This window comes from Methanomicrobium antiquum (assembly GCF_029633915.1).
Lineage (GTDB): Archaea > Halobacteriota > Methanomicrobia > Methanomicrobiales > Methanomicrobiaceae > Methanomicrobium > Methanomicrobium antiquum.
The window spans coordinates 1,669,860-1,685,379 of the sequence record NZ_CP091092.1 but is presented as its reverse complement, the minus strand read 5'-3'; the positions used below and the strand labels follow the sequence as shown (position 1 = coordinate 1,685,379).

General features: G+C 38.9%; 15 protein-coding genes. 11 read left to right on the top strand and 4 right to left on the bottom strand.

The genetic code is table 11. From position 1 onward, the window contains the following. The first annotated feature begins 450 nt into the window (after positions 1 to 450). A complete protein-coding gene (locus tag L1994_RS08320; RefSeq protein WP_278098984.1) occupies positions 451 to 1,440 on the top strand; it encodes a phosphoribulokinase in 990 nt (329 codons plus the stop codon). Positions 1,441 to 1,499: 59 nt separating this feature from the next. Here the strand turns inward: L1994_RS08320 and L1994_RS08315 are convergent, their stop codons facing one another. Beyond that, positions 1,500 to 1,697, bottom strand: a complete 198-nt coding sequence (locus L1994_RS08315) for a hypothetical protein (protein ID WP_278098983.1) — start codon at positions 1,695 to 1,697, stop codon at positions 1,500 to 1,502. Positions 1,698 to 2,064: 367 nt separating this feature from the next. On the opposite strand from L1994_RS08315, the gene L1994_RS08310 reads away from it, so the two are divergent. The 8 genes from L1994_RS08310 to glmS all read left to right on the top strand — a co-directional run bounded on the left by L1994_RS08310 (position 2,065) and on the right by glmS (position 11,121). Continuing rightward, a complete protein-coding gene (locus L1994_RS08310; protein WP_278098982.1) occupies positions 2,065 to 2,796 on the top strand; it encodes an ABC transporter ATP-binding protein in 732 nt (243 codons plus the stop codon). Positions 2,797 to 2,834: 38 nt separating this feature from the next. Next, on the top strand, positions 2,835 to 3,896 hold the full coding sequence (locus tag L1994_RS08305; RefSeq protein ID WP_422656659.1) for a SufD family Fe-S cluster assembly protein: 1,062 nt from the start codon (positions 2,835 to 2,837) through the stop codon (positions 3,894 to 3,896). 24 nt (positions 3,897 to 3,920) lie between these two features. Beyond that, complete coding sequence (locus L1994_RS08300; protein WP_278098980.1) at positions 3,921 to 4,553, top strand: cyclase family protein; 633 nt, start codon at positions 3,921 to 3,923, stop codon at positions 4,551 to 4,553. Between the two features lie 126 nt (positions 4,554 to 4,679). Further along, the gene (locus L1994_RS08295; protein WP_278098979.1) at positions 4,680 to 5,291 is read left to right on the top strand and encodes a hypothetical protein; all 612 of its coding nucleotides are present in this window, start codon (positions 4,680 to 4,682) and stop codon (positions 5,289 to 5,291) included. Positions 5,292 to 5,728: 437 nt separating this feature from the next. Continuing rightward, positions 5,729 to 6,994, top strand: coding sequence for a phosphopentomutase/phosphoglucosamine mutase (locus L1994_RS08290; protein ID WP_278098978.1), 1,266 nt, complete (start codon positions 5,729 to 5,731; stop codon positions 6,992 to 6,994). A gap of 13 nt (positions 6,995 to 7,007) precedes the next feature. Then, positions 7,008 to 8,210, top strand: coding sequence for a bifunctional sugar-1-phosphate nucleotidylyltransferase/acetyltransferase (gene glmU / locus L1994_RS08285; RefSeq protein ID WP_278098977.1), 1,203 nt, complete (start codon positions 7,008 to 7,010; stop codon positions 8,208 to 8,210). 6 nt (positions 8,211 to 8,216) lie between these two features. After that, the gene (locus tag L1994_RS08280) at positions 8,217 to 9,368 is read left to right on the top strand and encodes a sugar phosphate nucleotidyltransferase (protein ID WP_278098976.1); all 1,152 of its coding nucleotides are present in this window, start codon (positions 8,217 to 8,219) and stop codon (positions 9,366 to 9,368) included. A 13-nt stretch (positions 9,369 to 9,381) separates the two neighbouring features. Continuing rightward, the gene (gene glmS, locus L1994_RS08275; protein WP_278098975.1) at positions 9,382 to 11,121 is read left to right on the top strand and encodes a glutamine--fructose-6-phosphate transaminase (isomerizing); all 1,740 of its coding nucleotides are present in this window, start codon (positions 9,382 to 9,384) and stop codon (positions 11,119 to 11,121) included. Between the two features lie 173 nt (positions 11,122 to 11,294). Here glmS and L1994_RS08270 read toward each other — a convergent pair whose 3' ends face one another. Continuing rightward, on the bottom strand, positions 11,295 to 12,386 hold the full coding sequence (locus L1994_RS08270) for a GHMP family kinase ATP-binding protein (RefSeq protein ID WP_278098974.1): 1,092 nt from the start codon (positions 12,384 to 12,386) through the stop codon (positions 11,295 to 11,297). A gap of 71 nt (positions 12,387 to 12,457) precedes the next feature. Next, positions 12,458 to 13,030: a ferredoxin domain-containing protein gene (locus L1994_RS08265; RefSeq protein ID WP_278098973.1), complete on the bottom strand. Its 573-nt coding sequence runs from the start codon at positions 13,028 to 13,030 to the stop codon at positions 12,458 to 12,460. A 35-nt stretch (positions 13,031 to 13,065) separates the two neighbouring features. Between L1994_RS08265 and L1994_RS08260 the strand changes: the two genes are divergently transcribed. Together L1994_RS08260 and L1994_RS08255 are read left to right on the top strand one after the other, a co-directional pair. After that, complete coding sequence (locus L1994_RS08260) at positions 13,066 to 14,052, top strand: pyridoxamine kinase (RefSeq protein WP_278098972.1); 987 nt, start codon at positions 13,066 to 13,068, stop codon at positions 14,050 to 14,052. 200 nt (positions 14,053 to 14,252) lie between these two features. Beyond that, positions 14,253 to 14,708 carry a putative immunity protein gene (locus L1994_RS08255; protein WP_278098971.1) on the top strand — a complete coding sequence of 152 codons (456 nt, stop codon included), beginning with the start codon at positions 14,253 to 14,255 and terminating at the stop codon, positions 14,706 to 14,708. A 95-nt stretch (positions 14,709 to 14,803) separates the two neighbouring features. Here the strand turns inward: L1994_RS08255 and L1994_RS08250 are convergent, their stop codons facing one another. After that, positions 14,804 to 15,514: a glycosyltransferase family 2 protein gene (locus L1994_RS08250; protein ID WP_278100830.1), complete on the bottom strand. Its 711-nt coding sequence runs from the start codon at positions 15,512 to 15,514 to the stop codon at positions 14,804 to 14,806. Positions 15,515 to 15,520: the final 6 nt, after the last annotated feature.

The following is a 15,520-nucleotide window of genomic DNA, read 5'->3' as shown; positions in this document are numbered from 1 at the left end:
TTTCCATTCGCCTTTCCATGATTTTATGAAGGATTAATGAGTTTATGAAAGACGTGCATTGAGGCGTCAGTTCTGGTATGCACCTTTGCCTGTCATACCTGATGTTTCAATCTTATTTATATGCTACCTTAACTGGATTTTTTTTGATTATAGAAAAACAGAAAAAAACCTAAAAATAATAAAAAAAGAATAGAAAAAAATAAAAAAATGATAGCTTCTATTCACAAAAAAAAGGGATTGATCTGCTATAAAAGTTAAAATCTCGAATAGATTATCATAGATTTTGTGTGATAAAAAATGCTCATCATCGGGCTTTTACATGAAAAATTACTTCGTAACTTACATAAAACCGGTGCATAAAATGATAATTTCATGAAGGTTTTTATAAAACAGCAGATAATGTTTGGCAGTATAATAATACGCTATACAAACAGACAGGAGTTTTTTTAAATGACAGGGAATGAAAATTTCAGAGATATTATAATTAAATCGCCCCGTGTCTTTATAATAGGCGTTGCAGGAGATTCCGGTTCAGGAAAGACTACTTTTACAAATTCTGTAAGAAAAATTTTTGGGGATGATATTGTATCGACAATAACTCTTGATGATTATCACACATTCGACAGAGAGGAGAGAAAAAAAAGGAATATAACTCCTCTTGCACCTGAAGCCAACAATCTTTCTTTGCTTGAGGAGCATGTTGCTAATCTAAAAGACGGAATTACAATAAAAAAGCCTGTTTACAATCATAAGACCGGAATGTTTGACCCGCCTGTACCTTATGCTCCGTCAGAAATAATTATCCTTGAAGGGCTTCACACTTTTTTTACATCCCGGTTAAGGGAGCTTATAGACTTTACAATTTTTGTAAATCCTGACACGAATGTGAAATACAGCTGGAAGATAAATCGGGATGTAATGGACAGGGGCTATAAAAAAGAGGATGTTTTGGCTGAATTAAAATCAAGAGATGCCGATTACAAAAATTTTGTTGAACCTCAGGCAAAGCATGCAAATGCTGTCATTGAAATATCAGATTCTACATATGGAAAAAGAGTTCAGAATGCAAGAAATGTCTATAAAGTAACATTATATCAGGAGAAGATTGATGAAACAATTCAGAATATATCATTAAACTTCAATCTTTTTGCCATAAATTCACTGTCTGACAGAAATTTCTGCATGGGATTTAAACACACAAATAAATACGGCAGAAAATCAGGAGCTCTTTTCCTTGATGGTGAATTTCAGTATGATGTAGTCAGATACCTTGAAAAGGGAATTGAAGATCAGATAAAAATGCGACCTCTGTCTCTTTTCGCTGAAAAACGCTATGTTAATGCAACTGATCTGATTGCACTTCTGCTTGCATGGAGGATAATCAATAAAAGGATTTCATCATCACCAGATGAGTTTAATGCCCGATATTGTCGCATCTGAAATATTTTTTTAACAAATCATCTGACTTTTTTTGCATTTAATATATCAAATTATGGTGATTAACAGATTATAATGACAGCTCTGTCAGTTTTGGTTTTTTTGAGGTCAGGATCAATCTTTTTTTTGTATTTGCTCAAATTTCTATGTGATGTGTCCTGACTTCCGCCTGAGAATATAATTTTTGAAAACTGGCTTTTTCTGATAACCTGCCTCTGGCACGCCGCCCTGTCTGCAAGACTCTGGAAAGTATCTGACATAATCCTGAATTATGCATGTCTTATATATTGGATTAGTCCGTGCACTGCGAAAGTATAATTCTGATTAAAAAGTATAAAAAAGTAAAAAAAATTTGTTTCATTGACATTTCCCGGTAAAACTTCTGTTGCCGTTTGAAATTTTATTTGTTATGAAAGTCTAAAATACCCGATAGATTATCATCGAATTTTTGTGTAATCAAAAACGCATCCTCATCCGGATTTTACATAAATTGATAATTTCATGACCCCCATATCAGAATGAAAAGTCTGAATATTTCGATTAATTCTGATTATCAAATCCGACATTACTATAACCAAATATAACCAAAACAGTAAAACACTAAGCAATATCAGTGGTGAATAAAATATGCTTAAAGTAACTGATCTGCATGTAGAAGTTGAGGGAAAAGAAGTCCTTCATGATGTCAACCTTCACATTGGGGAAGGTGAAACGCATGTTCTTATGGGTCCGAACGGATCTGGCAAGACAACTCTCCTTCGTGCAATAATGGGCTTTTCCAGCTATAAAATTACAGAGGGAAAAATTATCTTCAAGGGTCGCGATGTGACAGGATTATCCCTTCATGAAAGAGCAAGATATGGAATGGGAATGATGTTTCAGCGTCCTCCGACAATAGCAGGACTTAAACTTGGAAAACTCCTGTCGGCATTGTCAGGAAGCGCACCTGAAAATATCGGAAAATTTGGTTCTCAGATGAATATGAGCAACTTTATGGACAGAGATGTAAATTCAGGATTTTCCGGCGGAGAAATAAAAAGAAGTGAGGTGCTCCAGCTTTTAATCCAGAATCCTGATTTTGTTATGCTTGATGAACCGGAAAGTGGTGTTGACCTTGAGAATATATCACTAATCGGGCATTCAATAGCAAAACTTGTCGAAAAAGACAGGCACATAATCGACAGACACAAATCCGGCCTTATAATTACTCATACAGGATACATTCTTGATTATATTGACGCAGATACAGGTCATATGCTGTGTGACGGAGAGATTAAGTGTCATGGAAACCCACGCGAAATTTTAAAGCTGATTCAGGAAAAGGGCTATCAGGAGTGTATAAAGTGTCAGAAGAATTAATTACATCATTATCTCCTGAAGATAAAGATCGCCTTGAGATGACAGGTATTGAATTAGAAGGAGAAAACAGGTCCGGAAGTTTCATCCAAACAGATCAGCACATAAATCATTCCTCTTCCAGTATTGAAGGAATTGAGATGCTTCCGCTCGATATTGCCCTGAATAAATATGACTGGTTAAAGGACAAATACTGGAATCTTGTAAAACGGGATAAAGATGAGGCAACAAAAATAGTTTCTGAAAAAGAGGATATGGATGGTCCACGCGGTTTTTGTGTAATCGCAAGAAAGGGAAGCAAAAACGTATTCCCACTCCAGTCCTGCCTTTTTATGAAGAGTGTCGAAATCCAGACAGTTCATAACATAATTGTTGCAGAAGAAGGAGCAGAACTTCATCTTATAACCGGATGTACAAGCAGTTCAGGCAAAAAGAAAGGAACACATTATGGAATAACTGAGATTTATGTTGGAAAAGACGCTCTTGTAACAAACACTATGATTCATACCTGGGGAGAAAACATCAGGGTAATTCCAAGAAGTGCAACAGTTGTTGAGGAGAACGGAACATTCCTTTCAAATTATGTCAGCATGAATCCTGTCGGATATGTTCAGATGTATCCTGTTGCTGATCTTGTTGGAAAAAATGCTGTTGCAAGATTTAATTCAATCGTTGTTGCGCCAAAAGGTTCTGAACTGGATCTTGGCCAGCGTGCAATATTGAATGCAGAAGGAACAAGTGCCGAGCTCATATCACGTCTTATCACAACCGGCGGAAAGTCAGTATCCCGTGCACATGTAATTGGTGCCGCACCAGGAACAAAAGGGCATATTGAATGCAAAGGACTCATTTTAAAGGATGGAACAATTCATGCTATCCCTGAGATTGAAGGCCGGCTTACAAACACCGAACTTTCACATGAAGCCGCGGTTGGGAAAATTGCCCGCGATGAGATAGAGTACTTAATGGCACGCGGACTTGATGAAGAGGAGGCAACAGCAACAATTATCCGTGGTTTCCTTGACGTAAAAATAAAAGGTCTTCCTGATTCTCTTCAGAAGAAGATTAACATGGCAATTGATGCTGCTGAGTCAGGTTTTTAAACAATACACTCTTCTTTTTATTAGATGCCCAGTTATGATATTACCCGCGAGTTGTCTGAAAGCACTATTATCTATCCGGGGGATCCTGAAATAAAAATTAACCCGATTGATGATTGTGGATGCCGGGTTTCAAAAGTCTGTTTTTCAAGTCACAGCGGGACACATATTGATGCACCATCGCATTACCTAAAGTCTGCGATGACGGTTGACAGGATCCCAGTCAGTGTATTAACCGGCGAGGCAAGAGTTATTGATTTGACAACTGTTGAAGGCTCAATTGGAAGATATGATCTTAAGGGAAAAGTTCTTGGGGCAAAAAGAGTTCTTTTAAAAACCGCATTCTCCGGAAAACATGTATTTGAGGAGGATTTTCCGCATATAACCTATGAAGCCGCGGCTTATTTAAAAGAACAGGGTGTTTTTTTAATTGGTATTGACTCTCCCTCTATTGAGATGTACAAAGGTGATGGAAGCGTCCATAAAATCCTCCTTATGAGTAACATCGTTATAATTGAACTTCTTGATCTCTCTGTTGTAAATGAGGGAATATATCGGATGTGTGCCCTTCCACTTAGGTTTAAAGGTCTTGACGGTTCACCTGCAAGAGTTATACTTTCTGATGACAATTTGTTAATTAATCCCGGAATAAAAAGATAAAAATAAAAAATAAACAAAAAAGTGACAGATGAATTATAAATGTGAACTGCACGAAAAATTGAAATTGAACAAAAATGTTTAGAAAATTATGAAAAATTTTCATAGCAAAATGAGGAATTGGTTTTAATGAATATTATCTCAAAAGCTGTAAAAGAGCTTGAAACAAAAATTTACGGAAGCGGCTGTGATGACGGAGTAGTTACTTTTTCAAAAGTACAAAAACCGGAAAAATGTCAGTATCTAAATGGTGAGTGTATAAAAGCTTCATATGGAGGAAAACATGTTGAGATTGCAACTTCATACCCTCTGGAGTTGAAGACAAAGGTTTCTTTTATGTACGGACAGCCTTTAGATTCTCCTGTTCAGAGGACAGCAGCATGTGCAATTTTAAATGTTCTTAGTTATTTCATGTGCTTTTCGAGGACTGCACGAGCCTGCGGGAAAGATTCACATGATGCCTGTTTAAAAGAGCTAAAAGAAATAATCGGTGATAAAAAAGTTTTCTTAAACGGCTTTACTCCTGAAATATCTAATATAGTATCTGAAAATATAGCAGCTTGCCCAGAAGACGCTGATATTATTCTGGTATCCGGCGAGGGTTTATTTGATGATGAAAAACTAAATATAACCGAAGAATTTCTAACTAAAAAGCGTGTGATATTCACAGGCCCTGAAACATCCGGAATTTGTACGATTGAAAATCATGAGTATTTCTGCCCTTATGCCAGGAAAAAATGAAAAAAATCCTAAAAAAGCAAAAATAATTCTGCAAATATATAATTCTACATGGAGATAAAAATAAAATTCATTTTTTTTCTGGATGTATATATTTCTGGCTCTTCGTCAGATCGTGTGGGTAGTTATTACAACTTCTACTGAATCATCCGGGTTTTCAGCAGGATTATAACACATTCCTTAATCTAACTGATCAATTCCTGAGATTTCTGGCTGAATTGCTGATCCAACTGATTAAATTTCACCCATTCAAAACAGCGAAGAGCCATATTTCTCATAATTTTTTTAAATGACCCATAATAAATGTGTATATATTCTCTTTCTATTATTTTCTATTATAAATGTGATTTGTAAATGATCCTGATCTTAAGAAAAGTCTTCTTTTTCCAAATAGTTAATATTGCCAATTTATATCTTCAAAGAAGTAAAAAACAAATAATATGCTTTTTGGTTCATCCGGAATCAGACGGAAATTTGATCAGGAACTTCTTTTTCTCTCTCTAAAGACAGGTTATGCTATTGCAAATCCCGGAGACAGGATTGTTGCCGGGAGAGATTCAAGGTCAACGGGCCCTGCACTTCAGGATGCTTTTATGGCAGGGGCTATGTTTTGCGGCGCTGATGTATATGATGGTGGAGTTGCACCCACACCTACTATTGCACATGCGACCGGAAAAATGGATGCTGGATGCTGTATTACCGCATCACATAATCCTGAATCTTACAATGGACTGAAACTTATAAATCCTAATGGTTCTTCGTTTACAAAAAAACAGCAGAGTGAAACAGAAGATAAAATTGAAAAAAAACCAAAGGCTGTTTTTGAAAGACAGGGCACAATCAAAGAGATGGATATAATAACACCTCATAAAGAGGCTGTTTTAAAAGAGATATCAATAGACGGCAAAATAAATATGGTTCTGGATTGTGGATGCGGGGCAGGTTGCATGATAACACCCTCTCTTCTAACGACTGCAGGTGTCAGAATTAACTGTATAAACTGCAATGTATCCGGTCGATTCCCAAGACCTTCCGAGCCGCTTGAGAAAAATCTGTCCTACATTCATAATATGATTATTAAAAGCGGTTCTGATGGTGCATTAATTCATGACGGCGATGCTGACAGGTTTATGGCATTTGACGAAAAGGGCAGGTTTATAGGAGGGGATCACCTGCTGATGCTTTTTGCTTTGCACATCGGTGCAAAAAAAGTTGTAACTACTGTTGATGCATCAATGGCTATTGAAGAGATAGCGGAGGTTAAAAGAACGCCTGTTGGAGATTCCTTTGTATCTGAAAAACTGATCGAGTGGGGTGATTTTGGAGGAGAACCTTCAGGAAGCTGGATTTTTCCGAAGCACACCCTTTGCCCTGATGGAATTTATGCCGCCGCATTATTCTGCAGTATTGCATCTGAAAACAAAATATCAACATTAATTGATGAGATGCCTGATTATCCGATTCTGAGATCCTCATATATGTGTCCTGACTCAGTTGGGATTATGAAGATTTTAGGTGCTGAAAATCCAACAGATGGGATTAGAATTGCAGATGAAGATGGCTGGTGCCTTATTCGTGCAAGCGGTACAGAACCAAAGGTCAGAATCACAGCAGAAGGAAAAACAAAAGATCTTGCTAAATCTATGAGAAGCCGGGGGTACAGCCTTCTCAAATCCGCAGGGAAAAAATATAAGCAGTTAAATTAAGGAGTTTTATCAGATGGAATGTGTAATTCTTGCCGCCGGAGAGGGAAAGAGGATGAACCCTCTTACTTCCAAGCGGCCAAAAGTCATGATTCCGGTTGCAAACAAACCGATGCTTGAACACCTCCTTTTAGCAGTCATTGAATCAGGAATAACAAGCTTTGTATTTGTTGTTGGTTATCATGAACAGGCTATTAGAAATTATTTCAAAGATGGCACGGATTTTGGAGTAAAAATAAAATATGCGACACAAAGACGTCAGATGGGAACTGCAGATGCACTTTTGGCGGCAGAAGGTCTTGTAAGTGAAAGATTTCTTCTTTTAAACGGAGATATGATTATAAAGCCTTCAGATATCAGAAATTTCCTGACAGAAAATGCGCCCTGTGTTGGAACTTTTGAAAGCACCCATCCGGAGGATTTTGGAGTGGTTGTATCTGAAGGAAAAGTTGTAAAAGAGCTTGTTGAAAAATCCAAAACACCTCATGGAAATATAATAAATGCCGGTATATATCTTTTTGACTGTGAAATATTCAATATTTTAAAAACACTTTCCCTATCAGATCGTGGAGAATATGAGCTTACTGATGCACTTTCAGATTACATAAAAGACAGGAAGCTTCATTCTTCTCTTCTGTCATCATGGCTTGACATTGGAGATCCCTGGAATCTTTTGGATGCAAACGAATCTATGATGAAGGTTTTTGATGATGAAATTTTCGGAACAATTGAGGAAAGTGTTTTTATTAACGGGAATCTGATTCTTGGAGAGGGAAGTGTCATCAAATCCGGTACATACATTGAAGGGCCGTGTATCATAGGTAAAAACTGCATAATAGGTCCTCATGCATACATAAGGGGGTGTAGTGCAATTGGTGATAACTGCCATATCGGACATTCAACAGAGCTAAAAAATTCCATAATATTCCCTGATACAAAAATACCTCATTTCAATTATGTTGGTGACAGTGTAATTGGCTCAGGATGCAATTTCGGTGCGGGAACAAAGATTGCTAATCTGCGACATGACAGAAAAAATGTAAAAGTCCATGGTCAGGATACAAACAGACGAAAATTTGGTGCAGTTGTTGGAGACAATGTTCAGCTAGGCATAAACTGTTCAGTAAATACAGGCACTGTAATTGGAAGCCGGGTTTTTGCGGCGCCTGGTTCTTTTATTGAAGGGAAAATTGAAGATGATGTTAAAATCGGAAGGTAAGATAAAATGCAGGCAGTAATTCTTGCAGGTGGTGAAGGTTCCAGGTTAAGGCCTCTGACACGTGGTCAGCCCAAGGTTATGATTCCGGTTGCCAACCGCCCTATCATTGGTTATGTAATAGATGCTCTCATAAAAAACGGAATCAGAGATATTATTGTTGTTGCCGGATACAGGCGTGAACAGCTGATAAGATATTTAAATGAACTTGATGCAGAGGTCAAAGTTGCTTATCAAAACAAACAGCTTGGAGCGGCAGATGCCCTTTTATGTGCAAAAAGTCTTATAAAAGAGGATTTCCTGCTTCTTCCGGGAGACAACTATATCGATGCGGAATCTATTGCAAGGATAAAAAAGGAAAAAAATTCGATGCTTGTTGTAAAACATCCTTATCCGTCTAATTATGGCGTTGTTGAGGTTGAGGATGGTTATGTCAAAGGAATTGTTGAAAAACCGGCAGTGTCCGGAGATATGACTGTCAGCACCGGAATATTTTCCCTCACTCCTGAGATTTTTGATTATCTGTCATTTTGCCAGATTCCTGATGTTATAGATATGATAATAAAAAAAGGAACTGCTATTAAGGCGATAAATGCAATCGGATGGCATGATTCTATTTATCCCTGGGATCTTTTGATGCTTAACAAAGTTGCTTTAAAGACAGTCAGGTCCTCTCTTGCTGGAGAGATGAGCAAAAGTTCTGTAATGTCAGGTGTTGTCTCTGTCGGGAAAGGAACTGTTATAAGTCCCTATGCTGTCATAAAAGGTCCTGCAGTAATTGGTGAAGACACTTATATCGGCCCTCATACATGTATAATGCCCGGGACTTCCATTGGTTCAAGAGTCAGGATTGAGCCTTTCACAATTGTTGAAAATTCAATATTGATGGATGATTCTGCAATTGGCTCTCATTCAAGAATTATAGATTCTGTCGTTGGTGAGGGTTCTGTTCTTTTGGATCATACATCTTCTGTTTCAGGCACATATCTTCAGAATTTAGGAGATGAAATTGTCAGGGGGCATTTTGGTGCGATTATAGGTGAGAGTGTAAATTCCGCTCCGTTTACGGTTTTTAAGCAATGTATTGTCGGAAATCTCTCCAGAATTGAGAAAGGCGGGGTAATCGAGGGAAAACTGCCCGACAGTTCGATAGTGATGTAAGAAGAGGCTTCTCATGTGTGGAATTGTCGGGTATATCGGAAGGCGTAATGCGGCGCCTGTTGTTGTTGAAGGATTAAAACGGCTTGAATATCGTGGATATGATTCATTTGGTGTTGCAATAGCAGATAATGGAATCGAAGTTGTAAAAAAGCAGGGAAGGATTTCAGACCTTGGTAAATCAGCCATCTCTCTTTCAGGCCCGGTTGGAATAGGTCATACCAGATGGGCAACACATGGTGTGCCTAATGACATCAATGCCCATCCGCATACTGACTGCGAGGAAAATATTGCAGTTGTACATAACGGTATAATTGAAAATTATACAGAGCTTAAGCGGATGCTTGAGTCCGAAGGTCATACGTTTAAATCAGACACTGATACTGAGGTTATTCCTCACCTGATTGAGAAGTATTATGCTGGAAATTTGCTGGATGCCGTATTTAAAACCGCAGATGTACTGAAAGGCTCATATGCTTTTCTTGCAGTCTGCGGGGATGAAAGGAGAATTGTTGCGGCCAAAAAATCAAGTCCTCTTGTAATTGGAATGGGTGACGGGGAGATGTTTGCATCGTCTGATATGACTCCTGTTATCGAATATACACAGAAGATGATATTTTTAGAAGACGGCGATTTTGCAGATATTTCAGATTCTGATATATGTATTTACAACAGCGGTGAGAAGGTTGTAAGAATGCCTGAAATTGTGGAGTGGGATTTTGATTCTGCCAAAAAGGGCGGTTTTGAGCACTTCATGCAGAAAGAAATTTTTGAACAGCCGGATGTTTTCTATAACAGTTTTGCAAAAAAAATTGATGAGGATGTCATATCAGCCCTTAAAAAAGCAGTTTTAATTACCGTTGTTGCCTGTGGAACATCTTATCATGCCGGAATAATATTCAGATACCTGATGGAAAAATACTGTAAAATACCTGTTCGTGTCGAAATTGCCTCAGAATTTTCAAATTTCACACCCTGCAGGGATTCTGTCATGATTGCAGTCACACAGTCCGGAGAGACAGCTGATACCCTTTCTGCCCTAAAGTCATCAAAGTCTGAAAACTGCACAACATTTGCTATTACAAATGTTCTTGGAAGTTCTGTAACAAGAGCCGCAGATCATGTTTTGTACACACTTGCCGGACCTGAAATCAGTGTCGCGGCGACAAAATCATTCACTGCCCAGGTTGCGGTTTTATTAAAAATTGTATCCTGTCTTTCCGAATATGATATAGAAGAGGAATTGTCCGGGATACATGCAGTATTAGAAGAAGCATTGATGTTTGATGCAGAGCCTGCGGCTGAACTCTGCAAAAATTCAGAGAGCATGTTTTTTGTAGGCCGTGGTGTATTTTATCCGGTATCTCTTGAAGGGGCTCTTAAGATGAAGGAGATTACTTACATCCATGCCGAAGGCTACGCTGCCGGAGAGTTAAAGCACGGGCCTTTTTCTCTTCTCTGTGAAAATACTCCTGTAATTGCGTTATGCACAAAGGATGAATCATATCCTGTTATGATGTCAAACATAAAAGAGATTAAAGCCAGGGGTGCACCGGTAATTGCTATAGGTACCGGAGATGATATCGATCTGATGGAAATTTGTGATTTGTATATTCCTCTCCCTGACTCTTCAAAAATATCTGAGATAATAACAGCATCTGTCATTCTTCAGGTACTTGCCTACAAAACCGCCGTTTTGCTTGGACGTGATGTTGACAAACCGAGAAATCTTGCAAAAAGCGTTACTGTAATTTAAGTCGGCTGTAAAAAGTTCAGGAAATAAAAATATGGCTGTTAAAATCAAAGAATATAAAACAAAAAGGGAATCCTGAATAATAAAAATTCAAGAAAAACTGGTGGATGATTTCAAAAATTTCAATTTGAAATCGACTGAAAACCAGTTTTAAATCACCAGCAATTCAATTATAATTAATTAAATTCTCCGGGATTTTCAATAAACCTGATTCCTGTGTTATCAACTTTTGTCTCAAGCGCAATCTCAAGGCCTGTGTTTTTCATAAGTTCAGTCACTTCATTCCTGCTCTTTTCGGTGATCACTGCAATTGAAGGTCCAACGGAGCTCATTCCTACAAATTCAAGTCCTGCCTCTTTTAAAATACTCATATAATGATAGATCTCAAAAGAGTTGTGCTCAACTTCGGCACGCTTCGAGCCTCTGAAATCCATCTCCCAGATTATATCGCCTGCTCTTTTAAGATCATTTCTGCGCAGTGCGGGGATTAAATCCATAAGCACAAGATATGCCTTTAATTCCCTGTCTCTGTAGTCAAGAGTTCTGGCCCTGTTCATTAAAAGCCTGAATTCATCATCTCCTGAGGCTTTTGCCTCTGTTGGAGGAATAATTATGAAGACATTTTTATCAGGCGCAAAACTGCAGTGATGGACTAATGAGAGTTCGTCACCCATTACAGCCATCCCGCCGTAAGTTGCCGCCGCAGGTCCGACACCTGTTTCAAATCCACCTATAATTCGCCCGTCAATTGTTTCCTCAACGTAATTATATCCGATTAAAAGTCTGATGTCTTCACATGAAAGCGGGCTTCCAACAGCCTTGTTCATCGCATGGCCAACTGCAAGCATAACAGAGCCTGTTGAACCAAGACCAACATGTTTTCTTTCATGATCGCGGACACAAATTTTAAATCCGCCATTGTAGCCTGAAGCTTTTTTAAAGACCTCTGTAAAGTGTCTGATGATAGGCTCTCTTGAAAAATCGATCTCTGTTTTAGATTCTGTACATTCTACAATAGCTGTTGTATAGATCTGAATTGCAAATCCAAGTCCTCCGCCGCCGGGCCTGTCCGGCGAAAAACGGTTCATGTCCAGAACTGTCAGGTGGATTCTTGCCGGAACCTTTACTTCAACAGGCTGTAAATCCGGTTTTAAATCAAATTTTTTCTTTTCTATACTGAGTGTATTTATATTCTCACCAACACTGAACGGTGAGAATTCATACTCAACAAGATCCAGGTCTCCGCCACGGATCATTATCTTAGACATAAATTCTCCAAGTCTAGAATAGAGCGGTAATTTCTAATTTGGATGAAAACGAAACTCCCATCTTCATCGAATCATTCCTGAGTTTTTTTTTCATGAATGCTTCTGTCAAAGAAAATGCTCTTACCTGAGGCCGACAGCGGTATTGCGTATGCAACGCTTGCTTCTCCGAGCCAACCGAGTTTCAGTGCTCCAACGCCTGCCGAAAACATAATTCTGTTGTCAACATTGTGCATTGACGCGGTCTTTGCCGCAGAACCAACTGCAATTCCAAGATCTGCCTGTCTTATTGCACAGTTCGGTCCAAAAAAAGCTGAATTTCTGCCTTTGTTTTTTTTCTGGGCGGCGAGCATTTCCCTGCATGTCAAAAAGCCGCATCCCCCGCAGTTAAGTCCGAGACTGGCGTCTGGCAATGCACCGATAATTATGCAACAGTCGCTTTTTTCTATGCATCCTGCATCGCGGATAAAAAATCCAAGGCTGTTTTCTTCTCCGAATTTTTTCATAGCTTCGGCAAGTGTTATTAAATCTTTACCTGATGCTATCCTGACTGAAATGATGTCGCTGCCTTTTGCCTTTGGTGCAGTACGTGCAGATACTGCCATTAATTTTGCAACAAGCATTACGCCTTCAGTTTCGTCAGACATCATTTTTATGTGGTCCGGTATTTTAGATAAATCATTTGGTCGGGTTTTTTGGTGAGGTCTGTAACAGCAGATTTGATGCCATATGGGTTTTAGATAATATTACAGAAATCTTTAGATATATCAGAGGAATGGTGGCATTTTTGATTAGAAATCCAATACAAAGAGTTGCGGCAATACATGATCTCTCCGGATTCGGGCGTGCTTCTTTAACAGTTGTAATTCCGATTCTTTCATCGATGGAGATTCAGGTATGTCCGCTTCCAACGGCAGTTTTATCGACACATACCTCCGGTTTTGAAGATTACTGCTTTAAGGATCTGACCGCTTTTATGGAAGAGAGTGTTTCACACTGGATAAAGCTGGGAGTTAGTTTTGATGCAATATATAGTGGCTTTTTGGGTTCCTCGCGGCAGATGGATATTGTGGCAGGGTTTATTAAATCATTAAAAAAGCCGTGTAACCCCTTTGTTGTAATTGATCCTGTTCTTGGTGACAATGGTGTTACATACGGGCCGATTACTGATGACATGGTTCTAAGGATGAGATCGTATGTTAAAGATGCCGACCTTATAACTCCAAATATTACTGAAGCCGCACTTCTTCTTGATGAGCCATACAGCGATTCAATTGATGAGGATACTGTGCGTTCATGGCTTCCACGACTTGCAGATATGGGTCCTTCAATTGTAGTAGTTACAAGTGTTCCTCTTGACAGTTCAAACAACAGGACATCTGTTCTTGCATATGACAGATGTGACGAGAGGCTTTGGAAGGTCGCATGCGATTATATCCCTACACATTATCCCGGTACCGGAGATGCATTCGCAAGCGTTCTTGTTGGAAGCCTTCTTAAGGGAGACAGCCTTCCGATAGCGCTTGACAGAGCTGTTTCATTTTCAACTCTTGCAATCCGTGCGTCATTTGGGCATAAGACACCCCCAAGGGAGGGAGTTTTGCTTGAGAGAGTTCTTGATACATTAAAAGGGCCGGTTGTAATGAGCAGTTATGAGCTTTTGGAGTAAGGATTTTTTTAATTTCGGTTAAATGCCATTAAATATACCCTGAAAAACAGATTTGTAATTTATATGAAATGTTTACATGAAACATGACAGGGAATATTGCATGAATCAGGATATGTAATATTTGTGTAAAACATTTGTAAGAAAAATTTGTATGAAAAATTAGTATCATGAACATTTTAGTAAGGGTGATGGACAGTTGAATGCGTGACATCAGATTTGTTGCAGAACATCGTGGCGGACTCCTGAAAAAAGAGGATCACTGCCTGCTTATGAATTGGGCATGCGACTGTGCAGAGCATGTTTTTCCTCTGTATGGTGATATAAAAGACCTGCGGGTAAAAAAAGCGATTTCTGCAGGAAGAGACTGGGCAGAGGGAATTGCCCCTGTGGGTGATGCGATAAAAGCAGCAAGAGAAGTCCATTCTGCGGCAGGAGAATCAACGGATTCTTTGTTTGCAGTCATTGCCCGTTCTGCAGGGCACGCTGCTGCAACAGCCCATATGGCAGATCATTGTGTTGGTGCGGCAGGTTACGCCTTAAAAGCAGTCAGAATTGCGGGAAAGGCGGTAGATGAGGAGAGAAAATGGCAGGATGATAAGCTTTCACTGAAGGTTCGCGAACTCGTTTTGTCTGCAAGGGAAATGAAGAGAATTTAATGAATAAATCTGACTGAATGAGTTCATTTAAAAAAATTATGTGAAAAAATTTTGTTAGTATATGAAAAAAATTTTGACCTTAAAAATTATTTGAATTATTTGTATTCGCGACTGGCATATGTGTATTTTTCAGACTCTCCGCCTTTGAAAACAATATACAGCCATACATAAAGTGATCTCAGTGTTCCAAACTGCACATATCTTCGCATCGAAAACGAAACGCGAACTTTAGTGTCAAGTTTGACTTTTCCAAGTTTTCTCATTCTCTGTGCAATCTCAAGATCATCACCTGCATCTATGCACTTGTATCCTTTTATAGCGATATATGCCTCTTTTCTAAATGCAGTGTTGCATCCAAGCGTATAATACAAGGTATGTGTATAATAGCCAAGCCTTGAGAAAGCATTTGCAAGTGCAAGGTAAAATCTGAATTTGAGGCCTGGTTCAAGTGGATATACTGTTCCGTAAAGTTGAACCATTTTTTCATCCTTTGAAAATGCCAGAAGTGTTTTTTCAAGCCAGTCGGGGGGAATTATGCAGTCTGCATCGGTTGTTGCAATAATATCTGACTTTGCAAGTGCCGCACCGTCATTTCTTGCACCACCTACCTTTTTGCTGGTCTGGATTATTACAACATCAGCAAGCTTTTCTGCGTATTCGCGTGTTTTATCCTTTGAGTTGCCGTCTACAACAATCAGTTCATAATCTTCTCTTTTGATTGTCTGATTGCAAAGGGACTCAAGGCACGGGGTGATATTTTCCTCTTCGTTGAATGTCGGGATTACAACTGAAATCTTTGGCGCCATTTGTTC